Consider the following 17,249-nt stretch of genomic DNA (forward strand, 5'->3'; position numbering starts at 1 on the left):
AACTGGAATTAGGTGCTCACTTTAAACTGGAATCGGGTGGTCAATATCACTGGAATTTGCAAAAGCTGTCCAAATCATTTTAGACAGCTTTTTTCTATTTTTGAAACTGTTTAATGCCATATTTCAGCCATTGTTCATATTCAGTAATGTCTGGCATATATCCAACTGGTTGGTTTAAACTTTTCTCTTTTGTATCCAAAATGATATAATACGGCTGAGCGTTTGCCTTATAACGAGTGATTTGGAAATCACTCCATTTGTTTCCTATTGATTTTATCTTTTTGCCAGTTTCTTTAGAGACATATTGTTCCTCGATAGGCAATTCTCTTTTGTCATCAACATATAGTGAAATAAGAACTACTTCATTATTTAAAATAGATAAAATGCGAGGATCCGACCAAACATAATCTTCCATTTTTCGGCAATTTACACAAGCAAATCCTGTAAAATCCAAGAGAATAGGTTTGTTTACACTTTTGGCATAAGCCAATCCTTTTTCATAATCGGTAAAAGCCATAATATCATGTGGTCCTTTATGTGCTCCGTCTGGTAATGCTATTGCTGATGTAGATTCTCTGTTGGAGCCGCCTACACCGTATGGAGATTCGCTATAGGTCATAGGTGGAGGGAAACCACTAATAAGTTTTAAAGGTGCGCCCCATAAACCAGGAATAAGATAAATTGTAAATACCAATACCACCAACCCGATAGATAATCGTCCTACCGAAATAGAAGATGAAGGAGAATCATGTGGCAAAGTTATCTTTCCGAATAAGTAGAATGCCAAAGTACCGAATATCGCTATCCAAATGGCTAAAAATATTTCTCTTTCAAACCAGTGCAATTGCAATACTAAATCGGCATTAGACAAGAATTTAAATGCTAAAGCTAATTCTATAAAACCTAAAAATACTTTTACTGTATTTAACCATCCGCCAGATTTTGGTAATGTATTTAACCAACCTGGGAACATGGCAAATAACATAAAGGGTAATGCTAAAGCAAAAGAAAAACCTAACATTCCTACAATTGGTGCGATACCTCCTTTGGAAGCTGCTTCAACCAGTAAAGTTCCTATAATTGGTCCGGTACAAGAAAAGGAAACGATTGCAAGAGCCAATGCCATGAATACGATTCCTAATATTCCACCTTTATCCGCTTGACGGTCTACCTTATTTGCCCAAGAATTAGGTAACATGATTTCGAAAGCACCTAAAAATGATAACGAAAATACAACTAATAATACAAAGAAAATAACATTAAACCATACATTGGTAGATAATGCATTTAGTGCATCGGCACCAAAAATTAAGGTAATTACTGTTCCCAAAAATACATAAATCAAGATAATCGAAATACCATAAATAATCGCATTTTTGATCCCTTTGGCTTTGGTTTTACTTTGTTTTGTAAAGAAACTTACCGTCATGGGAATCATAGGAAATACGCAAGGAGTAAGCAAGGCTGCAAAACCAGATAAGAAAGCGATAAAGAAAATCATATATAAACTCGAATCAGATTCTTTCGATTCTGGTTGTTTTTCTATTGTGGAATTCGCATCAGTTTTAGTAGTTTTCTCATTTACAATATCCGCAGCTTGGATTTCTTTTGCTTCAAGCGTTTTAAGATTAAACTCAAAGTATTTTGTTTCGCTAATACAGTTTTCCTTGCAAACTTGGTAAGAAAGCTCCACTTGTATAATTTCCTTTTCTGGATTAATCTGTTTGATTAATTGGGTAAAAGTAACTTTATCGGAAAAGAAGATTTCATCGACACCAAAGATTTCATTAAACTCTCGTTTGGTTTCACTTTCGGTTGCTTTTCCAATAAATTCATAATTGCTTTTGTTATCATGAAAAATGAATTCGGCAGGAAGAGGACCATCTTCAGGTGTAAATTGAGAATATACGTGCCAACCTGCTTCGATATTACCATTAAAAGTAAGTACATATTCTGAGGTGGATTTCTTCTCGATTCTAGGTTCCCATTTCACAGGATTTATAATCTGTGCCTGGACTTTGACAAAAACAAAGCCCAAGAGTAATAAATAAAAGATTTTCTTCATTTTATAAGTTTAATCAGAACGATTTGTTCTGGTGATAATTTGATTTTACACGTGTCATTTCCCGATAAGCCATAGGAAGTGTTTCGATGGTCTTTTGCCATCGAAACACTTATTTTATGAACTTTAGATTTAAATTAAAATCTTGGCGAAGTAATTTATTTGGTCACATTAAAAAAAGTATATTCCAGTTTTAAGAAAACACCATCAGATGTGGCACGTTGCATCGAGCTATACAATTCTTTTTTGTATGCAAGGTCAATTCTCGCCTGACTGTTAATGATAAACTGAATCGAAGGAACTACATCCAGATATGATTTTCCGTTTTCGGTTATCGTTTGTCCAGTAAATTCCAGCATCGCATTGATGTTGGTTTGTTTAAAACTTGTATAATTTTTTGGATACATTAATTTCCCTACTGAGAACGTATAATTTACTGCGCTGTTACCCAAAAAATCCGGAAAGCTATAATCACTGTTATTAAGTGCCCGCGCGTAACTTACAGAAGAACTTATGGCAACTTTATGGATTAACTGAGTAGCTACCAGACCAGCTTCGTAACCAGAGTTTCCTCCCATTAAGTCTATAGCTTCCTGATTAATAAAAGAGTTATTATAACTGTATCGTCCAAAGGCAGCCATCCTAAAATGACTTTGTAAATCATCTACAGAAAAGAAACGATATTTAGCATAAAAACCACCACCTTTAAGTCCCAATCCATTTTCTTGGTTACTAAGAAAAGCTGAGGTACGAACCATGATATTTTTATTTATTCCCCAAGTAACTTCGGGCGTTAAATTATACATAGACCCACTTTCCAGTTGATTTTTCATAAGAGATTGACCAACCCGAACCCCAATAGAACCCGCCGGAACATTACTAGCGGGTTCGGTTACTACAAATAATTCCTGTGCATCTATTTTGAATGAAACAAGTAATAAGAAAACAATTGATAGATATTTCATTTTTATAAGGCTTTTAAATAATAATCATTTTCATTTTCCGTGGCATAACCAGGATATTTTGAATATGATTTAATTAGTTTTTTATACTCTTTTTGGGTTACAAAACCTTTATCCAAAACTCTGAATTTTGCTTCTGTATCAGCTACTGCGTTTTTAGTATCTATAAAAGTATACGTAACATCATCGATTTTTACTGTTGCATTATCTTCAATTTTTGGAGTATCAAACTTTGCGGTCAAGACCATAGAACCTACAAAAAAACCAGCTTTCTCAACCGCATTTTTCAACACTTTAGGTTGTAATGTATTGTTTTTCTTAAAGTAAACAGTAAAGGTATTGGTGTTTAAATCGGTACCAATACTATCAACTTGAGTTAAGGATTTTAACTGTTTGTTTATAGCATTAGAACACATAGAGCAAGTTAATCCTGTTGCCATTATTTCGGCTTTAGTGATTTGAGAATATGATTTTACACCAGTTAATAATACTAAAAGTGTAGCGGCTACGAATTTTATATGTAATGTTTTCATTTTATTTTTTGTTTTTTTTGATTTGAGCAATTATTTGTGCTTCGGTTGGGTTTATGGCAATCAGTTTTCCTGATGCATCAAAAAGATAGGTTTCAGGCAGTGCTTCAACTCCAAAAGCCACAGCCGTTTTGGCATCAAAACCTTTCGGGTCGATTAATTGCTGGTGTTTCATTTTGTCTTTTTCAATGGCTTTTAACCATTTTGATTTATCGATATCAATTGAAATTCCAACAATTTCAAAATTCTGACCTTTGTATTGGTCATACATTTTTACCAATTTTTTGTTAGCCATTCGGCAAGGTGCGCACCATGATGCCCAAAAATCTACCAAAACTGTTTTTCCTTTAAAAGTATTTAGTTTAACTGTAGCGTTCTTATTGTTTTGAAGCTGAACATCTGGAAAAGAATCTCCTATTTTTATTTGTGCACTTGCTATAGAAACAGTTGCTATCAGGGAGAGTAATGTGATTATATTTTTTATTTTGAACATGAAATTTAATTTAAATGATTGATTATGATTACTCCGCTTTTTTAGGACTTGCTTCTCTATCATATTGGCAACATCCATGCAATTCATCGTAAACAGCATTTGGGGCACTAAATTTTTCATTGTCATATCCAGCATCTGCAACACGTTTTAGTATGGCATCAAGATTGGTTTTCTTAGTATCGTAGGTAACTGTAGCGGTTTTGGTGTTCGTGTCCCAATTTACTTTGGCAACTTTATCAATGTTTGCAGCCGTTTCAATAGTTTTTTTGCACATGCCACAATTACCATTGATTTTTACGGTTTCAGTTGTTTTGTTTTTTATTTGCGCGCTGGCGAAAGTGACTGATAGCAATAGAGTCATTGCCATCAATAATTTTTTTATTGAGTTCATTGTTTTTATAATTTTGAATGAATTAATCCTAGAGCATGACAGAAACCATAGTATTTAGAGCTATGAATAGCGTTGATTGGATTAATATTTAATGATTTTTTAAGCCATAAAACAGGCTTTGGATTAGACAGATTTGTAACTGTCAGGAAATGAATCTAGCTTATTTTAGGTGGAAGCCAGATAGAACGGAAATCTGAAGAAATAAAGATTTCTGAATAATAGTAATTTTGTTTCCTTTCTGAAAAACTAAAAAGAGAATTATTTTCTGTTTGGAAAGAAAGTATCGAGGAATAACCGCAGTAAGCAGTTGGGCAACCACAAGAATTACCTACACAGCTATTATCGCAATTGTGTTCTTTCTTATTAGAATCTTTTTTCTTGCAACAGTCTTTTACTGTAAATTCTTTTTTACAACATGGCATTTCTTTTTTTGTCCCATGCGCATAAGTAAGCGTTGGTCCCAAAAGAAAACCAAGCATAACGAGTAGCAATATGTAGAACTTTTTTGTCATACTGGGCACAAATCTACAATTTTATTAGCTGACTCGAATGTTAATTTTTTTGTAAATGTTCTATTATAATTGATTCTTCAATTATGTTTAGTGACACCCCGCTGAAATAAAAACAGTTTAATTAATTGATAATCAGTATTTTTGTTTTTAGGACTAAAAGATCGTTTTTAATTTACTGAACACTTGTAACATGTAGATTAGTAATTTTTACAAATTAAAAGAAATATAATTGTTGATTATGAAACCAGTTAATTGATAACGTATCCCAACTGAAGAACTGGAAATTCATCGCTTTTATTCCACAAACGGAAAGAATTGATAAAATTATCGATGGATTTGAATAGTCATATATCTTCCATGAAATTACATTAAAAGCTAGTGAATTCAAATTTCTAACTTTAGATTATGATGAGAAAACTCAAAATTTCGATATAATAGTTTTCCTGAAAAACTAAAATTTATATCAACTGGCTCAAATACCAGATAATAATGAGGAATTAATCCATTTATATGATTTAAATTTTTACATAGATGAGATTAACACTCATAACAAAGATTTAAGTAGTTTAGTCTTCATCTATTTGCTTCCCTAATAATACTTTTAATGAGAATATAAATCAAAACAAAATAGTAGTGATGAAATTTTTTTAACAAGTCTTTATTGAAAATTAAGATTATTTCTCTAACTTTGTCCAATATTAGATTTTCTATACAAATGAAAAAGTTTCACATTTTATTAATCGTTGTACTTGGCTTCTTCTTGATGCCAATGGTAACTTTTGCGTGTGGAAACAATTCAGAAAAACAATCTTGCAAAAAAGAAATCTCTTCTAAAACAGATAAAAAAGATTGTTGCGAAGGTGATAATCATTCGAAGAATAAAAATCATAAAGGTTGTGGAGGAAAATGCAGCCATTCTAAATGTGGTTGTGCTTCTTCTTGCAACACATCTGTTTCTATTAATGAATTGAACTTTAATAAAAATATTTTTAATTTCTTTTCAGAAAAACAAAATTTTTACAATTACGAAACCTCCATTTCTTCTGGTTTCAATTCTTTATGGCTTATACCAAAAATAGGCTAAATTTTAAATTTGATATCCATAATTGTGTCAAATCAAAAGCAATTATTGCTTTAAATCATTTACTTTCTCAGTTAATTTCATTTTCAAAAGGCTGGCTTTGTTGTGCTGTCATTTTGTTCTTGTTTAACTAATTCAATTTAAAATTATTTTACAATGAAATCACTAAAAAAAATAGTGATGGCAATAACTCTATTGCTATCATTCACAGTGTCTAATGCGCAAATCAAAAACGCTAAAACTGAAACCGTAAAAATATTCGGGAATTGTGGAATGTGCGAAACCACCATAGAAAAAGCAGGAAGTCTCAAGAAAATTGCGAATGTTGATTGGAATAAAGACACCAAAATGGCTACGCTTACTTATGATGCTAAAAAAACCAATCAAGATGAAATCTTAAAACGACATCGAAACGTTAATTAAATTCTTTTCTGAATTTACATTTATTTCTGGGCTAACATTTAAATATAAGCTTGAAGGATTTAGAAGAGTAACTATTAATTCAAGAATTTTCAAAGGCGAAGAAAAAAGAATAACCGATATTGAACATTTAAAAAATCCACCTAAAGATTTGATAAATCGTTATGGAAGGGCAAATTTGAAACAAAACAGCATACTATATGCAACTGATAATCCTATAACGGCATTGGATGAGATGAGACCAAAAGTTGGACAAATGATTACAATTTCAACTTGGAAACGTAAAACTGATTATGATGTGACTGTAGCATCCATCTTTAAAAACTCACCAACTAATAATTTAGTAAGCAATGGAATGACATTGAGAGCTCAAATTGAGTATCATAAAATTAAAAATCAACATAACGACAATTTATTAAAACTTATCGAAGATATTACTCAATTCATATGTGATTGCTTTAGTAAAGAAGTAAACGACGATAATCATTTTGATTATTTCTTAAGCTCACATTATGCAAATCAAATATTTACCGTTTTACAGAATGGAGAGGTTGATGCAATATTTTATCCAAGTGTTAGACAATCATTAGAACTTACTAATATTGCTATGAAACCAGAAGTTTTCAAAAACAATTATGAATTAGAATATGTTGAAGAAAACATTATAACTGGAGATTTAACTACGAATTCAGGATGGACAATGATAGGTAGTGGAGAATCTTCAACATTTAATAATGGAACAATAGTTTGGTAAAATAATACACTACCAGCTAAGAAAAAGAAAAATTAACCGTTAAAAAGAGAATAAACAATATGAGAAGAATTGTATTTTTTATAATTATTGGTTTAATTTCAACTACGGCTCTTGCCCAAAATGCAGCTGGAGCACCCACCCAAAATATTTCTACGGATAGTAATGTCGTACATCGTCTTTTTTCTACACGAAATATGTATACATTTATCAAATTGGATACAAGAAATGGACAAATGTGGCAAGTTCAATGGGGTACAGAAAGCAAATCTAGATTTGAAACTACATTATCAGATATCTCTTTGGTAAATAAAGATGAAGAGAAAAACGGTAGATTCTTTCTTTATCCAACAACAAACATATATAATTTCATCCTGATTGATCAAATAGACGGTAGAGCGTGGCAAGTACAATGGGGAAACAAAGAGGATAGAGCGGTAATCCGAATATATTAAAGAAATGTTTCTAGTAAAGTCGAAAAGCAGTCTTAACTAAAAATGCCATATCCTTAAATATGGCATTTGATTGTATTATTTGGTTGTCGCTGTCTCATTACCTAATTATAAAGTTCAATATTAATTAAAATGCACCGAGATTAAATACTATATAGTTTTGAAAAATTACAATCAGTATTAAGTGTTCGATAGACCCCTCAAACATTAAATGTGCATACTTTAGACATAAATTTTAATACTAATTAAAAAAGAGTCCCATTAAAAAAGTAATCAAAATGATATTGATAATTTTAAATAGCATCACGATTAAAACCAAACAGACTACTATAAATCAATGCGTTGCGATAATTTAAAACTTGTTAAATAGAGTCAAAATGGGTACAAGGTGTTCGACTGTGATCCCTGACAGCCCACAAGTTTAAATACAATTAGTTTCAAAACCCCACAAATCTTACGATTTGTGGGGTTTTTGCTTTTGTGCAAGTAGCAAATTATTCATTCAATCTTAAATCTGAAGAAACAAACGCGATGCCCTTTTAAAAATCCCTTCAAAGGGCATCGCTAAATTTCCTAAGACCTTGCAAACAGCCGTACTAACAACCTGTTCACTCACCTGTTCAAAATTTGTACATCTTGTTTGTTATTGCTCAGAAAGATAAATTGAATAATAATTAAAAGGTTACCACCATGAAAGAAAGAATCACTTTGCATTTTTACCTAAGAAGTAAAAAAGCTGTTGCCACGGGACTATTACCTCTTTATGTCCGACTTACCGTAGATGGCCAACGTCTGGAATTCAGCTCCAAAAAATTCATTGAAAAATCCAAATGGTCTGAAGATCTGTCGAAAATGAAAGGCAACTCCGAAGAAGCCCGTTCAATAAATAGCTATCTCGATTCGATGAAAGCACACGTCACAAACATCGAGATCATGTTAACGCATAAAAGAGAGGCTATAAATATTGAAAATTTTAGGAAGCACCTCTTTGGCCAAACAGATCGCGACAGAATGCTTATTCCAATTTACCAGGCGCATAACGATAAGATTAAAGGTTTGCTTGGAAATGGCTATGCACCTGGAACGCTGGAACGTTTTAAGATTTCACTAAAACATCTTGAAGAATTTCTAGTTTGGAAATACAACGTAAAAGACATTGCTATTTCTAAAATCGACTTTGCTATGATCACCGAGTTTGATTTTTATCTAAGGAGCAAAAAGAACTGTAATAACAACACTGCGGTAAAGTATGTCAGAAACTTTAGGAAGATCATAAAAATATGCCTAAATAATGATTGGCTTGAGAAAGACCCATTTGTTAAGTACGATGGAAAAATGAAAGAAGTTGAAACCGAATTTTTGACCGAAGAAGAAATCAAAGATATCTACTCAAAGAAATTCCGTACACCAAGGTTAGAACTTGTTCGCGACATTTTTATTTTCTGTTGCTTTACGGGCCTTGCTTACGTAGATGTAAAAGGACTCAACCGGGATCATATTGGAATTGGTATCGATGGTCAGAAATGGATATTTAAAAACCGCCAAAAGACGGACACAAAATCAAAAATTCCATTGTTACCTATTCCGGAGGAATTGATACAAAAATATTCAAATCATCCAAAGTGTTTAAATGAAGATAGGATTTTGCCGGTCTTAAGTAATCAAAAAATGAATGGCTACTTAAAAGAAATTGGCGACTTGTGCCAAATTACAAAGGAAATTACTTTTCACATGGCACGACATACATTTGCGACTTCAGTGACGCTTACAAACGGAGTTCCAATTGAAAGCGTTAGCAAAATGCTAGGTCATAAAAATATCCAAACCACACAGCACTATGCGAGAGTTTTAGACAAAAAGGTAAGCGAAGATATGGCAATGTTAAAACAAAAATTCGTTGAACAGGATTTTCAAATCAAACATGCTTAATTTAAATAGCCTTCCAGGGTGGAAAATTAAATTTAATCACAACCGCATCTCATTCTATTATAAGGGAAATTGTCTGTTCATTATCATTAAAACGTTATAATCATTATACCAGACCGTTGATGGAATTATCTTATGGCAATTTTTAGACATCTTTATATCGAAGCCCGTCTATTCCGTCCTTCCATAAGAACTCTGAATCTTCTCCTTTTTTAGTTTCATTTTTGTGATTTGTGCGTTGTCCGACAGAATTACACTGAAAAAGACCTAATGTCCCATGTCGAGAACCTGTACGGTAAAAATAAATTAAAAAATTTGGCTTTGGTCCTTAATGCCATCAAAAACAAAGGTATTTATAATTACAACTATGGATATGGATATGATGATACGGATAAAAGGACGAGAAAAAACTATACTTCTTCTAAAAGACAAATTTAGTTTAGATGAAAGCTTGGCAAAAATACTTGTTTTAAATTTTCCTCAAGCTTGATTTTTTGGGCGGAAATGCAAGTGGCACCTAAAAGCAGAGGCAACAGAATGGCTATAAATTTTAGCTTAATGGATTATGGTATTGTAGTTTATTCATACTAAACTACTGTTTAATATTAAAAAAAATTTATAAGCAAGCACAAGAAAAACCCTTAAACTAGTTTAAGGGTTTCTTCAAATTCAAAAAATATGGAATTCAAACAAATTAGAAAGCAGCGTCTATTACTTTACCTTCAGTATAAACTAGACCTTCGTAGCAAGCGTTGTAAATTTGTTTCAATTCTTCAACGGTAGGCTTTCTAGGATTGAAACCGGTACAGGGATCCAAGAAGGCATTGTTTGCCATAAAGTCTAGGTTTTTATCCCAGTCCTCACGAGAAATTCCAAATTCTTTGATTGCAGATTGGTTGCTTACTTCAGATCTTAAAGTTTCGATTGCCTGAGCCAAGTCTTCAGCAGTTTCTTTTCCGATTACTTTTGCAAGGTCTGGAAAGCGGCTGCTTTCTTTTTCATTAAAACGGATGACATTCGGCAAGAAAATTGCGTTGCAGGCACCATGGGGAACTCCAAACAAAGCCCCAACTTGGTGAGATAACGAGTGTACGATTCCCAACCACGCATTATTGAAAGCCAATCCTCCCATAAAAGAAGCATCGTGCATATTCTGGCGTGCTGTGATATTATCAGGATTTTTTACAGCTTCTTTCAGGTTGTCAAAAACGATTTTCAAGCCACCTTTAGAAAGCGCATCTGCAAAATTATTGTCGATGTTTGAGACATAAGCTTCCACGCAATGCGTCAAGGCATCCAATCCTGTGTTTGATGTCACGTGAGCTGGCATGGAAGCACAGATTTCTCCATCAATGATTGCAATATCAGGTGTCAGTTCGTAAGATACGATTGGATATTTTACTCCTTTTTCGCGGTCCGTGATTACGGCTAGGCCTGTAGTTTCGGTTCCTGTGCCGCTTGTAGATGGAATCGCGATAAATTTAGCTTTCTGGCGCAATACCGGGACGCTGAAGGGCTTGATCATGGCATCAAAATCGGCATCAGGATACTCATAAAATACCCACATCATTTTTGCCGCGTCGATAGCTGAACAGCCTCCTATTCCGACGATCCAGTCTGGCTGAAATTCTTTCATCAGTGCTGCACCTTTGAAACAAGTTTCTGATGAAGGGTCTTCTTCTACTCCTTCGTAAATTTTTGTTTCTATGCCTGCCTCATTCAGATAAGCGATCGCTTTATCCAGAGTACCGCTTTTTTTCATGGAACTGCCGCCAGTAACCAATACTGCTTTTTTTCCTTTTACATTCTTCAATTCTTCAAGACTTCCCGCGCCATGGAAAACCTCTCCTGCAATAAATAACTTGCTCATTTTATACTATTTTTTTCGTTGAAATTATAGTACAAATGTATCGCAGGCAGGAATGGGAGCGTTATATAATTGGGCCTATCTGGTATAAATTTGAGCCAGTTCTTGCTGTAGTTCAGTAGGCGTTTCCTGTAATTTGTTTTTTACAAATTTGTTGAGAGCTGACGGAGAGCTAAATCCAAGCTCAAGTGCTATCTGCTTGTGTGAAAGATCTGAAAATAGCAATAATCTTTTGATCTCCTGCAGGATACGGTTGTGTATCGCATTGATGGCCGTTTCATCACAGTGCTTTTTGGTAATGTTGTTAAGCTTCTTGGTTGTAATCGCTAATTTTGAAGCGTAATACTGTACAGTCCGCTCAGTTTTATAACCTTCGTTCAGCATTTTTTTGAATCGGATGTACAGCGTTTTGTCGCTTTCGTGCTGCAAGACCGGATGCTGTCCATGAACCAGCTCGATCAGCCCCAATAGAAAAATTTTGATATAAAAACGCGCCTGTTCTTTTCGGACAAGGCTCGGGTCCAAATATATATTTTCAATGTCCTCGGCGATCTTTTTTGAATGTTCAAATTCCGAAGGAGATAAAAAAACGCAGTTAAGATGCCCAGCCAGATCGACATTATAGGAAAGGAGTTCATTCTTCAAGATATCTGAACAGAACAGAATTTCCTCAAACAGGATAATCTTGCCTGAAATATCCGAAGAAAAATTTGTTATGAAAGAAATCTGCTCGGGAAAAATAATGCATATCTTGCCTGAACCCAGTTTCAGCAGACGTTCCTCGATCTGAAGCAAGATTTCTCCCGACTCAACCAGCACTATGCAAAAATGGTCTTTTTTATGGGGTGCTGCATAATCTTCCAGATTTTTAGCCGTGAGGTCAAATACGCGAAAAGATAAGTTCTGGTCTTCAGTCTTCTGAATATTTTTCTTAATTTCTATACGGTCCAAGAGGTACTTTTTTAAATGAATAGTTTGCGGGCAGGGTCATTCTTAACCATGACTATTGATAAGATTGCTTTTGGAAACTTTATCTTGCAATGTGCAAAGATAGCATTAAATGATGCTACTCTTACTTCTTTTAAGCACGGAAGACATCTGTTAAACAGATGCCTATCGAAACCTTTTATAATTAAAGCAATATCCGGTTGTCACCCAATGGCAATAGGTCATCTAGCGAAATCTTGCGCAGGTCGACAGAAACGAGAATATCGATGCTTACGTGATAGTAGTTTGATATTTTTTTCAATAATTCTATTGGAGGTTGCGAGGTGCCGACCTCATACTTCAATAGCCTTGCACGAGTAATCTTCAGGTCATCGGCAACACCGCTCTGGGTCAGCGACTTCTTTCCTCTCAGATATTTTATGTTATCAGAAAATAGAGACATGGTTTGTTAATGTTACAATTTGTAACATTAATTATAATAATTAATGTTACAATCTATGTTAGTTTTGTACCTGCAATAAATGAAAAAGAAAATGGGGCGCTCAATCGTACATATGGATCTGGATACTTTTTTTGTTTCCTGCGAAAGGCTTGTCAATTCAAAATTTAACGGAATCCCCTTGATAATAGGTGGCGGTGACCGCGGGGTCGTGGCTTCGTGCTCATATGAGGCGCGGTATTTTGGCGTAAGGTCGGCAATGCCTATTAAGATGGCAATGCGCCTTTGTCCGGAAGCAAAAGTGGTCAAGGGCGATATGGAAAGGTATTCACAGCTTTCGCACGCCGTTACCGAAATCATAGAAGAAAAAGCGCCGGTGGTCGAAAAGGCAAGCATCGACGAATTCTATCTAGACATTACCGGAATGGATAAATTTCACGGTTCCTATAAATGGACAAATGAGCTGGCACAGTCTGTCACAAAAGAAACTGGGTTGCCGATAAGTTTTGCCCTTTCTGTAAACAAGACAGTTTCAAAAATCGGTACGGGGGAATCGAAACCTGTAGGAAGATTAGAAATCCAGGAGCAGGATGTAAGGCAGTTCCTAAATCCGCTTTCCATACAAAAAATTCCGATGGTGGGCGACGTTACTTTCCAGCTGCTGTCAAGAATCGGGATAAGGACGATCCAGACGCTTTCAGAAATGCCAATTCAGGTTTTGCAGCAGATGATTGGCAAAAACGGAATCGAGCTATGGAAAAAAGCAAACGGGATAGACAACAATCCGGTAGAACCCTATACCGAAAGGAAATCAATTTCAACAGAAAATACTTTCGACCAGGATACTTTCGATATCCAGATGCTGAAATTCGTGCTAATAGGAATGGTGGAAAAATTAGCCTATCAGCTCCGTTCCGAACAATGGCTTGCTTCTACCGTGGTGGTGAAAATACGATACAATAATTTCGATACGGAAACAAAGCAGTGCCGGATTCCTTATACATCGGGCGACCATGTACTGATAAGATATGTTTTAGAACTGTTCGAAAAATTATACCAGAGAAGGATGCGGATCAGGCTGGTCGGGATCCGTTTCAGCGGACTGGTCCGCGGTACGTATCAGATCAATATGTTCGAAGATACCGTAGAAATGATGTCGCTCTACCAGGCCATGGACAATATCAAAAACCGTTTCGGACAGGACGCCGTCTCGCGGTGCGCCGGAGCCAACCTGAAATCAAAGCCGATTCTCCCAGACCTCAACTCAAAACCTTAAACCCTATTCGCAAAAATGCATCTCAACTGCCACTCCTACCATTCCCTTCGCTACGGCACCATTCCCATAAAGGATTTGGTAAGGCTGGGTGTTGAAAATAATGCAAAGGTGATGGCTTTGACCGATATCAATACCGTTACCGGAATTTATAGTTTTGTGCAAGAATGCAACAAAGCTGGCATAAAACCCATCGTAGGAATGGAATTCAGATGCAATAATAACCTGAAATATATAGGCCTTGCCAAAAATAAGGATGGTATATCAAAAATGAATCGTTTCTTGACCGGTCACAATTTTGACGGGACGCCCCTGCCCGACCAAGCTCCGGATTTTCAAGATACAATCATTATTTATACTTTAAAAAATCTGCCGGAAAACTTAAGGGAAAACGAATATATAGGAATTAGGCCGGAGGAATTGGTAAAGCTTTTTCATTCAGAATGGAAAGAAAAAATGCATAAGATGGTGATTCTGGCACCCGTCACTTTTAGGAAGCTGAAAGCAGATCCGGAAAAAAATATAAAGGCATATGACGAATACGGCCTGCACAAAGTTCTTCGTGCAGTGGATTCCAATACGCTGCTGTCAAAACTAGCTGAAAATGATTATTGTGCAATTTCTGAAAAGATGTTTCCTGCAGAAGTACTTTTGGAAATGTATAAGGATTATCCATTGCTTATTGAAAATACGAAGAAAATCATTGATCAGTGCAAATATGAACTTGAGAAGAAAAAAAGAAACAAGCAACATTACAAGGCAAATAAGGAAGAAGATTTAGAACTCTTGACAGCGCTTGCTTTCGAAGGACTGGAAATAAAATACAAAGGCAGTGAAAAGGCAAAGGCCAGGGCTGAAAAAGAATTAAAAGTTATCGACGAGCTGGGTTTCAGCGGCTACTTCCTGATTACTTGGGATATTGTGCAATACAGCCGAAGCCAGAGATTTCTGCACATCGGCCGTGGAAGCGGTGCCAACAGCATTGTCAGCTACTGTCTTGGAATCACAGATATCTGTCCGCTGGAACTTGATTTATATTTTGAGCGTTTTTTGAACCTGAACAGAAAAGTCCCGCCCGATTTTGACATAGACTGGAGCTGGAAGGAACGCGATATCATATTGGAATATATATTTAATAAATACGGCAGGGATCATGTTGCTTTCTGTGGTACCAATGTGGAATTCAAATACCGTTCGATCTTTCGGGAAGTCGGCAAGGTCTTCGGGCTACCGAAAGAAGAATTGGATATTCTGGCAAAATCCCCAATGAAGGAAGACATGAAAAACTCTGTAGCGGAACTGGTTGTAAAATATGGAATGATGATGGAGAAATATCCCAACCAGCGGAGCATGCACGCTTGCGGTATCCTGATTTCTGAAGAACCGATTACTAATTGCAGCGTGCTGGAAATGCCGCCAAAAGGATTCCCTATCGTTCACTTTGACATGCACACTGCAGAGGACATCGGTTTTGACAAATTTGATATCTTGAGCCAGAGAGGAATCGGCCATATTGACGACAGCGTAAAACTGATAAGAAAAAACCGGGGCATCGAAGTCGATATAAGAGACACTTCTATATCAAAAAACGAAGCTTCCTGCAACGAGTTTTTGGCATTGGGAAAGACTATCGGATGTTTTTATATTGAGAGTCCTGCAATGCGCGGCCTGCTCAGAAGATTGAAATGCGATAATTACAAGGTTCTTGTTGCGGCATCTTCTATCATCCGTCCAGGAGTGGCTCAGAGCGGCATGATGAAAGAATATATTTTCAGGCACAACCACCCTGATAAGTTTGAATATTTCCATGAAGTTTTCGAGCAGGAATTGGGCGAGACTTACGGAATCATGGTTTATCAAGAGGACGTAATCAAGATCGCATTGCATTTTGGCGGACTTGCCGCAGCTGACGGAGATATTCTCCGCCGTGCAATGAGCGGCAAAGGACGGTCGCTGGATGCGCTTCAGAAAGTGAAGGACAATTATTTTGAAAGCTGTGCCAAAAAAGGACATTCCTTTGAATTGAGCCAGGAAGTCTACCGGCAGATCGAGTCTTTTGCCGGTTATTCATTCTGCAAGGCGCATTCCGCTTCTTATGCTGTGGAAAGTTACCAGAGCCTGTACTTGAAAGTACATTACCCCATAGAATTTATGGTGGCAGTAATCAATAACCAGGGAGGTTTTTACCGCACGGAAGTGTATGTGCACGAAGCAAGAATGTCTGGCGGTACCATCCACAACCCTTGCGTAAACAAAAGTGAATTTGAGACTGCTTTATACGGAAAAGATATTTATCTGGGATTCATGCACCTGCAGGGTTTGGAAGCAAAAACTGCTAATAGGATACAAAAGGAGCGGGAAGAAAACGGTGATTTTATTTCTTTGGAAAATTTCATAAACCGAATCCCGATTGGTTTGGAAGGGCTTCAGATATTGATATTTATCGGCGCATTTCGATTTACGGGAAAGAGAAAAAACGAGCTTCTCGTAATAGCAAGATTGCTCTTGGTCAACTTTAAGCCAGAAAACCGGGGCTGGGTGCTGTTGCAGGAACCTGTCAAAGAATACAAGCTTCCCGTATTGGAACGCTCTGTTTTTGAAGATGTCTTTGACGAAATCGAGCTTTTGGGATTTCCCGTTTCCTGTTCGCCGTTTGAAGTGTTGCAGACTAAATATCGGGGTGATGTGATGGCTAAAGATTTGCTGAAAAACCATAAGAAGCAGGTACGGATGCTGGCCTACCTCATTTCGAGAAAGCACGTGCCTACAAAAATGGGAGCCATGTATTTCGGGACTTGGATTGACGCCGACGGAGAGTTTTTTGATACTGCGCATTTTACAGATTCCCTTGCCAAATATCCTTTTTTAGGCGGTGGCTGTTATCTTTTACTAGGCAATGTCGAAGTCGATTACCACTTCCCCACCATCACGGTTGTTAAGATGGCAAAGATGCCTTTTATACCTGACCCGCGCTATTCCAATGACAAGAGCCATCAATACCGAACGCAGGAACAGCTTCGGGAAGATGTGAGCATGACCAATAGGAAGCCTTATCCGCAGGAACATGAAATCAATCTGTAAATTCCAGTGATATTGACCACCCGATTCCAGTTTAAAGTGAGCACCTAATTCCAGTTCAAAG

General features: G+C 36.2%; 15 protein-coding genes and 1 pseudogene. 8 read left to right on the top strand and 8 right to left on the bottom strand.

The window, feature by feature from the left end:
* Nucleotides 1-94: 94 nt before the first annotated feature.
* The 5 genes from EG849_RS14830 to EG849_RS14850 all read right to left on the bottom strand — a co-directional run bounded on the left by EG849_RS14830 (nt 95) and on the right by EG849_RS14850 (nt 4,438).
* Nucleotides 95-2,065 (bottom strand): protein-disulfide reductase DsbD family protein, encoded by a 1,971-nt coding sequence (locus tag EG849_RS14830; RefSeq protein WP_125014129.1) that lies wholly within the window; start codon nt 2,063-2,065, stop codon nt 95-97.
* Between the two features lie 155 nt (nt 2,066-2,220).
* Entirely contained in the window at nt 2,221-3,027 is an 807-nt protein-coding gene (locus EG849_RS14835; protein WP_113634451.1) for a hypothetical protein, read from the bottom strand.
* A gap of 2 nt (nt 3,028-3,029) precedes the next feature.
* Nucleotides 3,030-3,557, bottom strand: coding sequence for a heavy-metal-associated domain-containing protein (locus tag EG849_RS14840; RefSeq protein ID WP_225876014.1), 528 nt, complete (start codon nt 3,555-3,557; stop codon nt 3,030-3,032).
* Nucleotide 3,558: 1 nt separating this feature from the next.
* Nucleotides 3,559-4,047, bottom strand: coding sequence for a TlpA family protein disulfide reductase (locus EG849_RS14845; RefSeq protein ID WP_113634453.1), 489 nt, complete (start codon nt 4,045-4,047; stop codon nt 3,559-3,561).
* A 28-nt stretch (nt 4,048-4,075) separates the two neighbouring features.
* Nucleotides 4,076-4,438: a heavy-metal-associated domain-containing protein gene (locus EG849_RS14850; RefSeq protein ID WP_086452991.1), complete on the bottom strand. Its 363-nt coding sequence runs from the start codon at nt 4,436-4,438 to the stop codon at nt 4,076-4,078.
* A 1,173-nt stretch (nt 4,439-5,611) separates the two neighbouring features.
* On the opposite strand from EG849_RS14850, the gene EG849_RS14860 reads away from it, so the two are divergent.
* From EG849_RS14860 to EG849_RS15655, 6 genes and pseudogenes are all read left to right on the top strand, one after another.
* A complete protein-coding gene (locus tag EG849_RS14860) occupies nt 5,612-6,034 on the top strand; it encodes a hypothetical protein (RefSeq protein ID WP_125014131.1) in 423 nt (140 codons plus the stop codon).
* 153 nt (nt 6,035-6,187) lie between these two features.
* Nucleotides 6,188-6,436: pseudogene (locus EG849_RS14865) on the top strand (heavy-metal-associated domain-containing protein); the annotation flags it as partial.
* A gap of 193 nt (nt 6,437-6,629) precedes the next feature.
* Entirely contained in the window at nt 6,630-7,205 is a 576-nt protein-coding gene (locus EG849_RS14870) for a hypothetical protein (protein WP_125014133.1), read from the top strand.
* Between the two features lie 59 nt (nt 7,206-7,264).
* Nucleotides 7,265-7,657: a hypothetical protein gene (locus EG849_RS14875; RefSeq protein WP_125014135.1), complete on the top strand. Its 393-nt coding sequence runs from the start codon at nt 7,265-7,267 to the stop codon at nt 7,655-7,657.
* Nucleotides 7,658-8,344: 687 nt separating this feature from the next.
* Nucleotides 8,345-9,583, top strand: a complete 1,239-nt coding sequence (locus EG849_RS14880; protein WP_125014137.1) for a site-specific integrase — start codon at nt 8,345-8,347, stop codon at nt 9,581-9,583.
* A 267-nt stretch (nt 9,584-9,850) separates the two neighbouring features.
* Nucleotides 9,851-10,018 (top strand): hypothetical protein, encoded by a 168-nt coding sequence (locus EG849_RS15655; protein ID WP_158611961.1) that lies wholly within the window; start codon nt 9,851-9,853, stop codon nt 10,016-10,018.
* 256 nt (nt 10,019-10,274) lie between these two features.
* On the opposite strand, the gene EG849_RS14885 is transcribed toward EG849_RS15655, so the two are convergent.
* The 3 genes from EG849_RS14885 to EG849_RS14895 form a co-directional block, all read right to left on the bottom strand.
* Entirely contained in the window at nt 10,275-11,450 is a 1,176-nt protein-coding gene (locus EG849_RS14885; RefSeq protein WP_125014139.1) for an iron-containing alcohol dehydrogenase, read from the bottom strand.
* 75 nt (nt 11,451-11,525) lie between these two features.
* Nucleotides 11,526-12,398 (bottom strand): AraC family transcriptional regulator, encoded by an 873-nt coding sequence (locus tag EG849_RS14890; RefSeq protein ID WP_125014141.1) that lies wholly within the window; start codon nt 12,396-12,398, stop codon nt 11,526-11,528.
* Nucleotides 12,399-12,579: 181 nt separating this feature from the next.
* Nucleotides 12,580-12,837, bottom strand: coding sequence for a helix-turn-helix domain-containing protein (locus EG849_RS14895; protein ID WP_125014143.1), 258 nt, complete (start codon nt 12,835-12,837; stop codon nt 12,580-12,582).
* A gap of 91 nt (nt 12,838-12,928) precedes the next feature.
* On the opposite strand from EG849_RS14895, the gene dinB reads away from it, so the two are divergent.
* A complete protein-coding gene (gene dinB / locus EG849_RS14900) occupies nt 12,929-14,110 on the top strand; it encodes a DNA polymerase IV (protein WP_125014147.1) in 1,182 nt (393 codons plus the stop codon).
* Nucleotides 14,111-14,125: 15 nt separating this feature from the next.
* Nucleotides 14,126-17,188, top strand: a complete 3,063-nt coding sequence (locus tag EG849_RS14905; RefSeq protein ID WP_125014145.1) for a DNA polymerase III subunit alpha — start codon at nt 14,126-14,128, stop codon at nt 17,186-17,188.
* Nucleotides 17,189-17,249 lie beyond the last annotated feature (61 nt).

The organism is Flavobacterium macacae, assembly GCF_003865365.1.
Taxonomy (GTDB): domain Bacteria; phylum Bacteroidota; class Bacteroidia; order Flavobacteriales; family Flavobacteriaceae; genus Flavobacterium; species Flavobacterium macacae.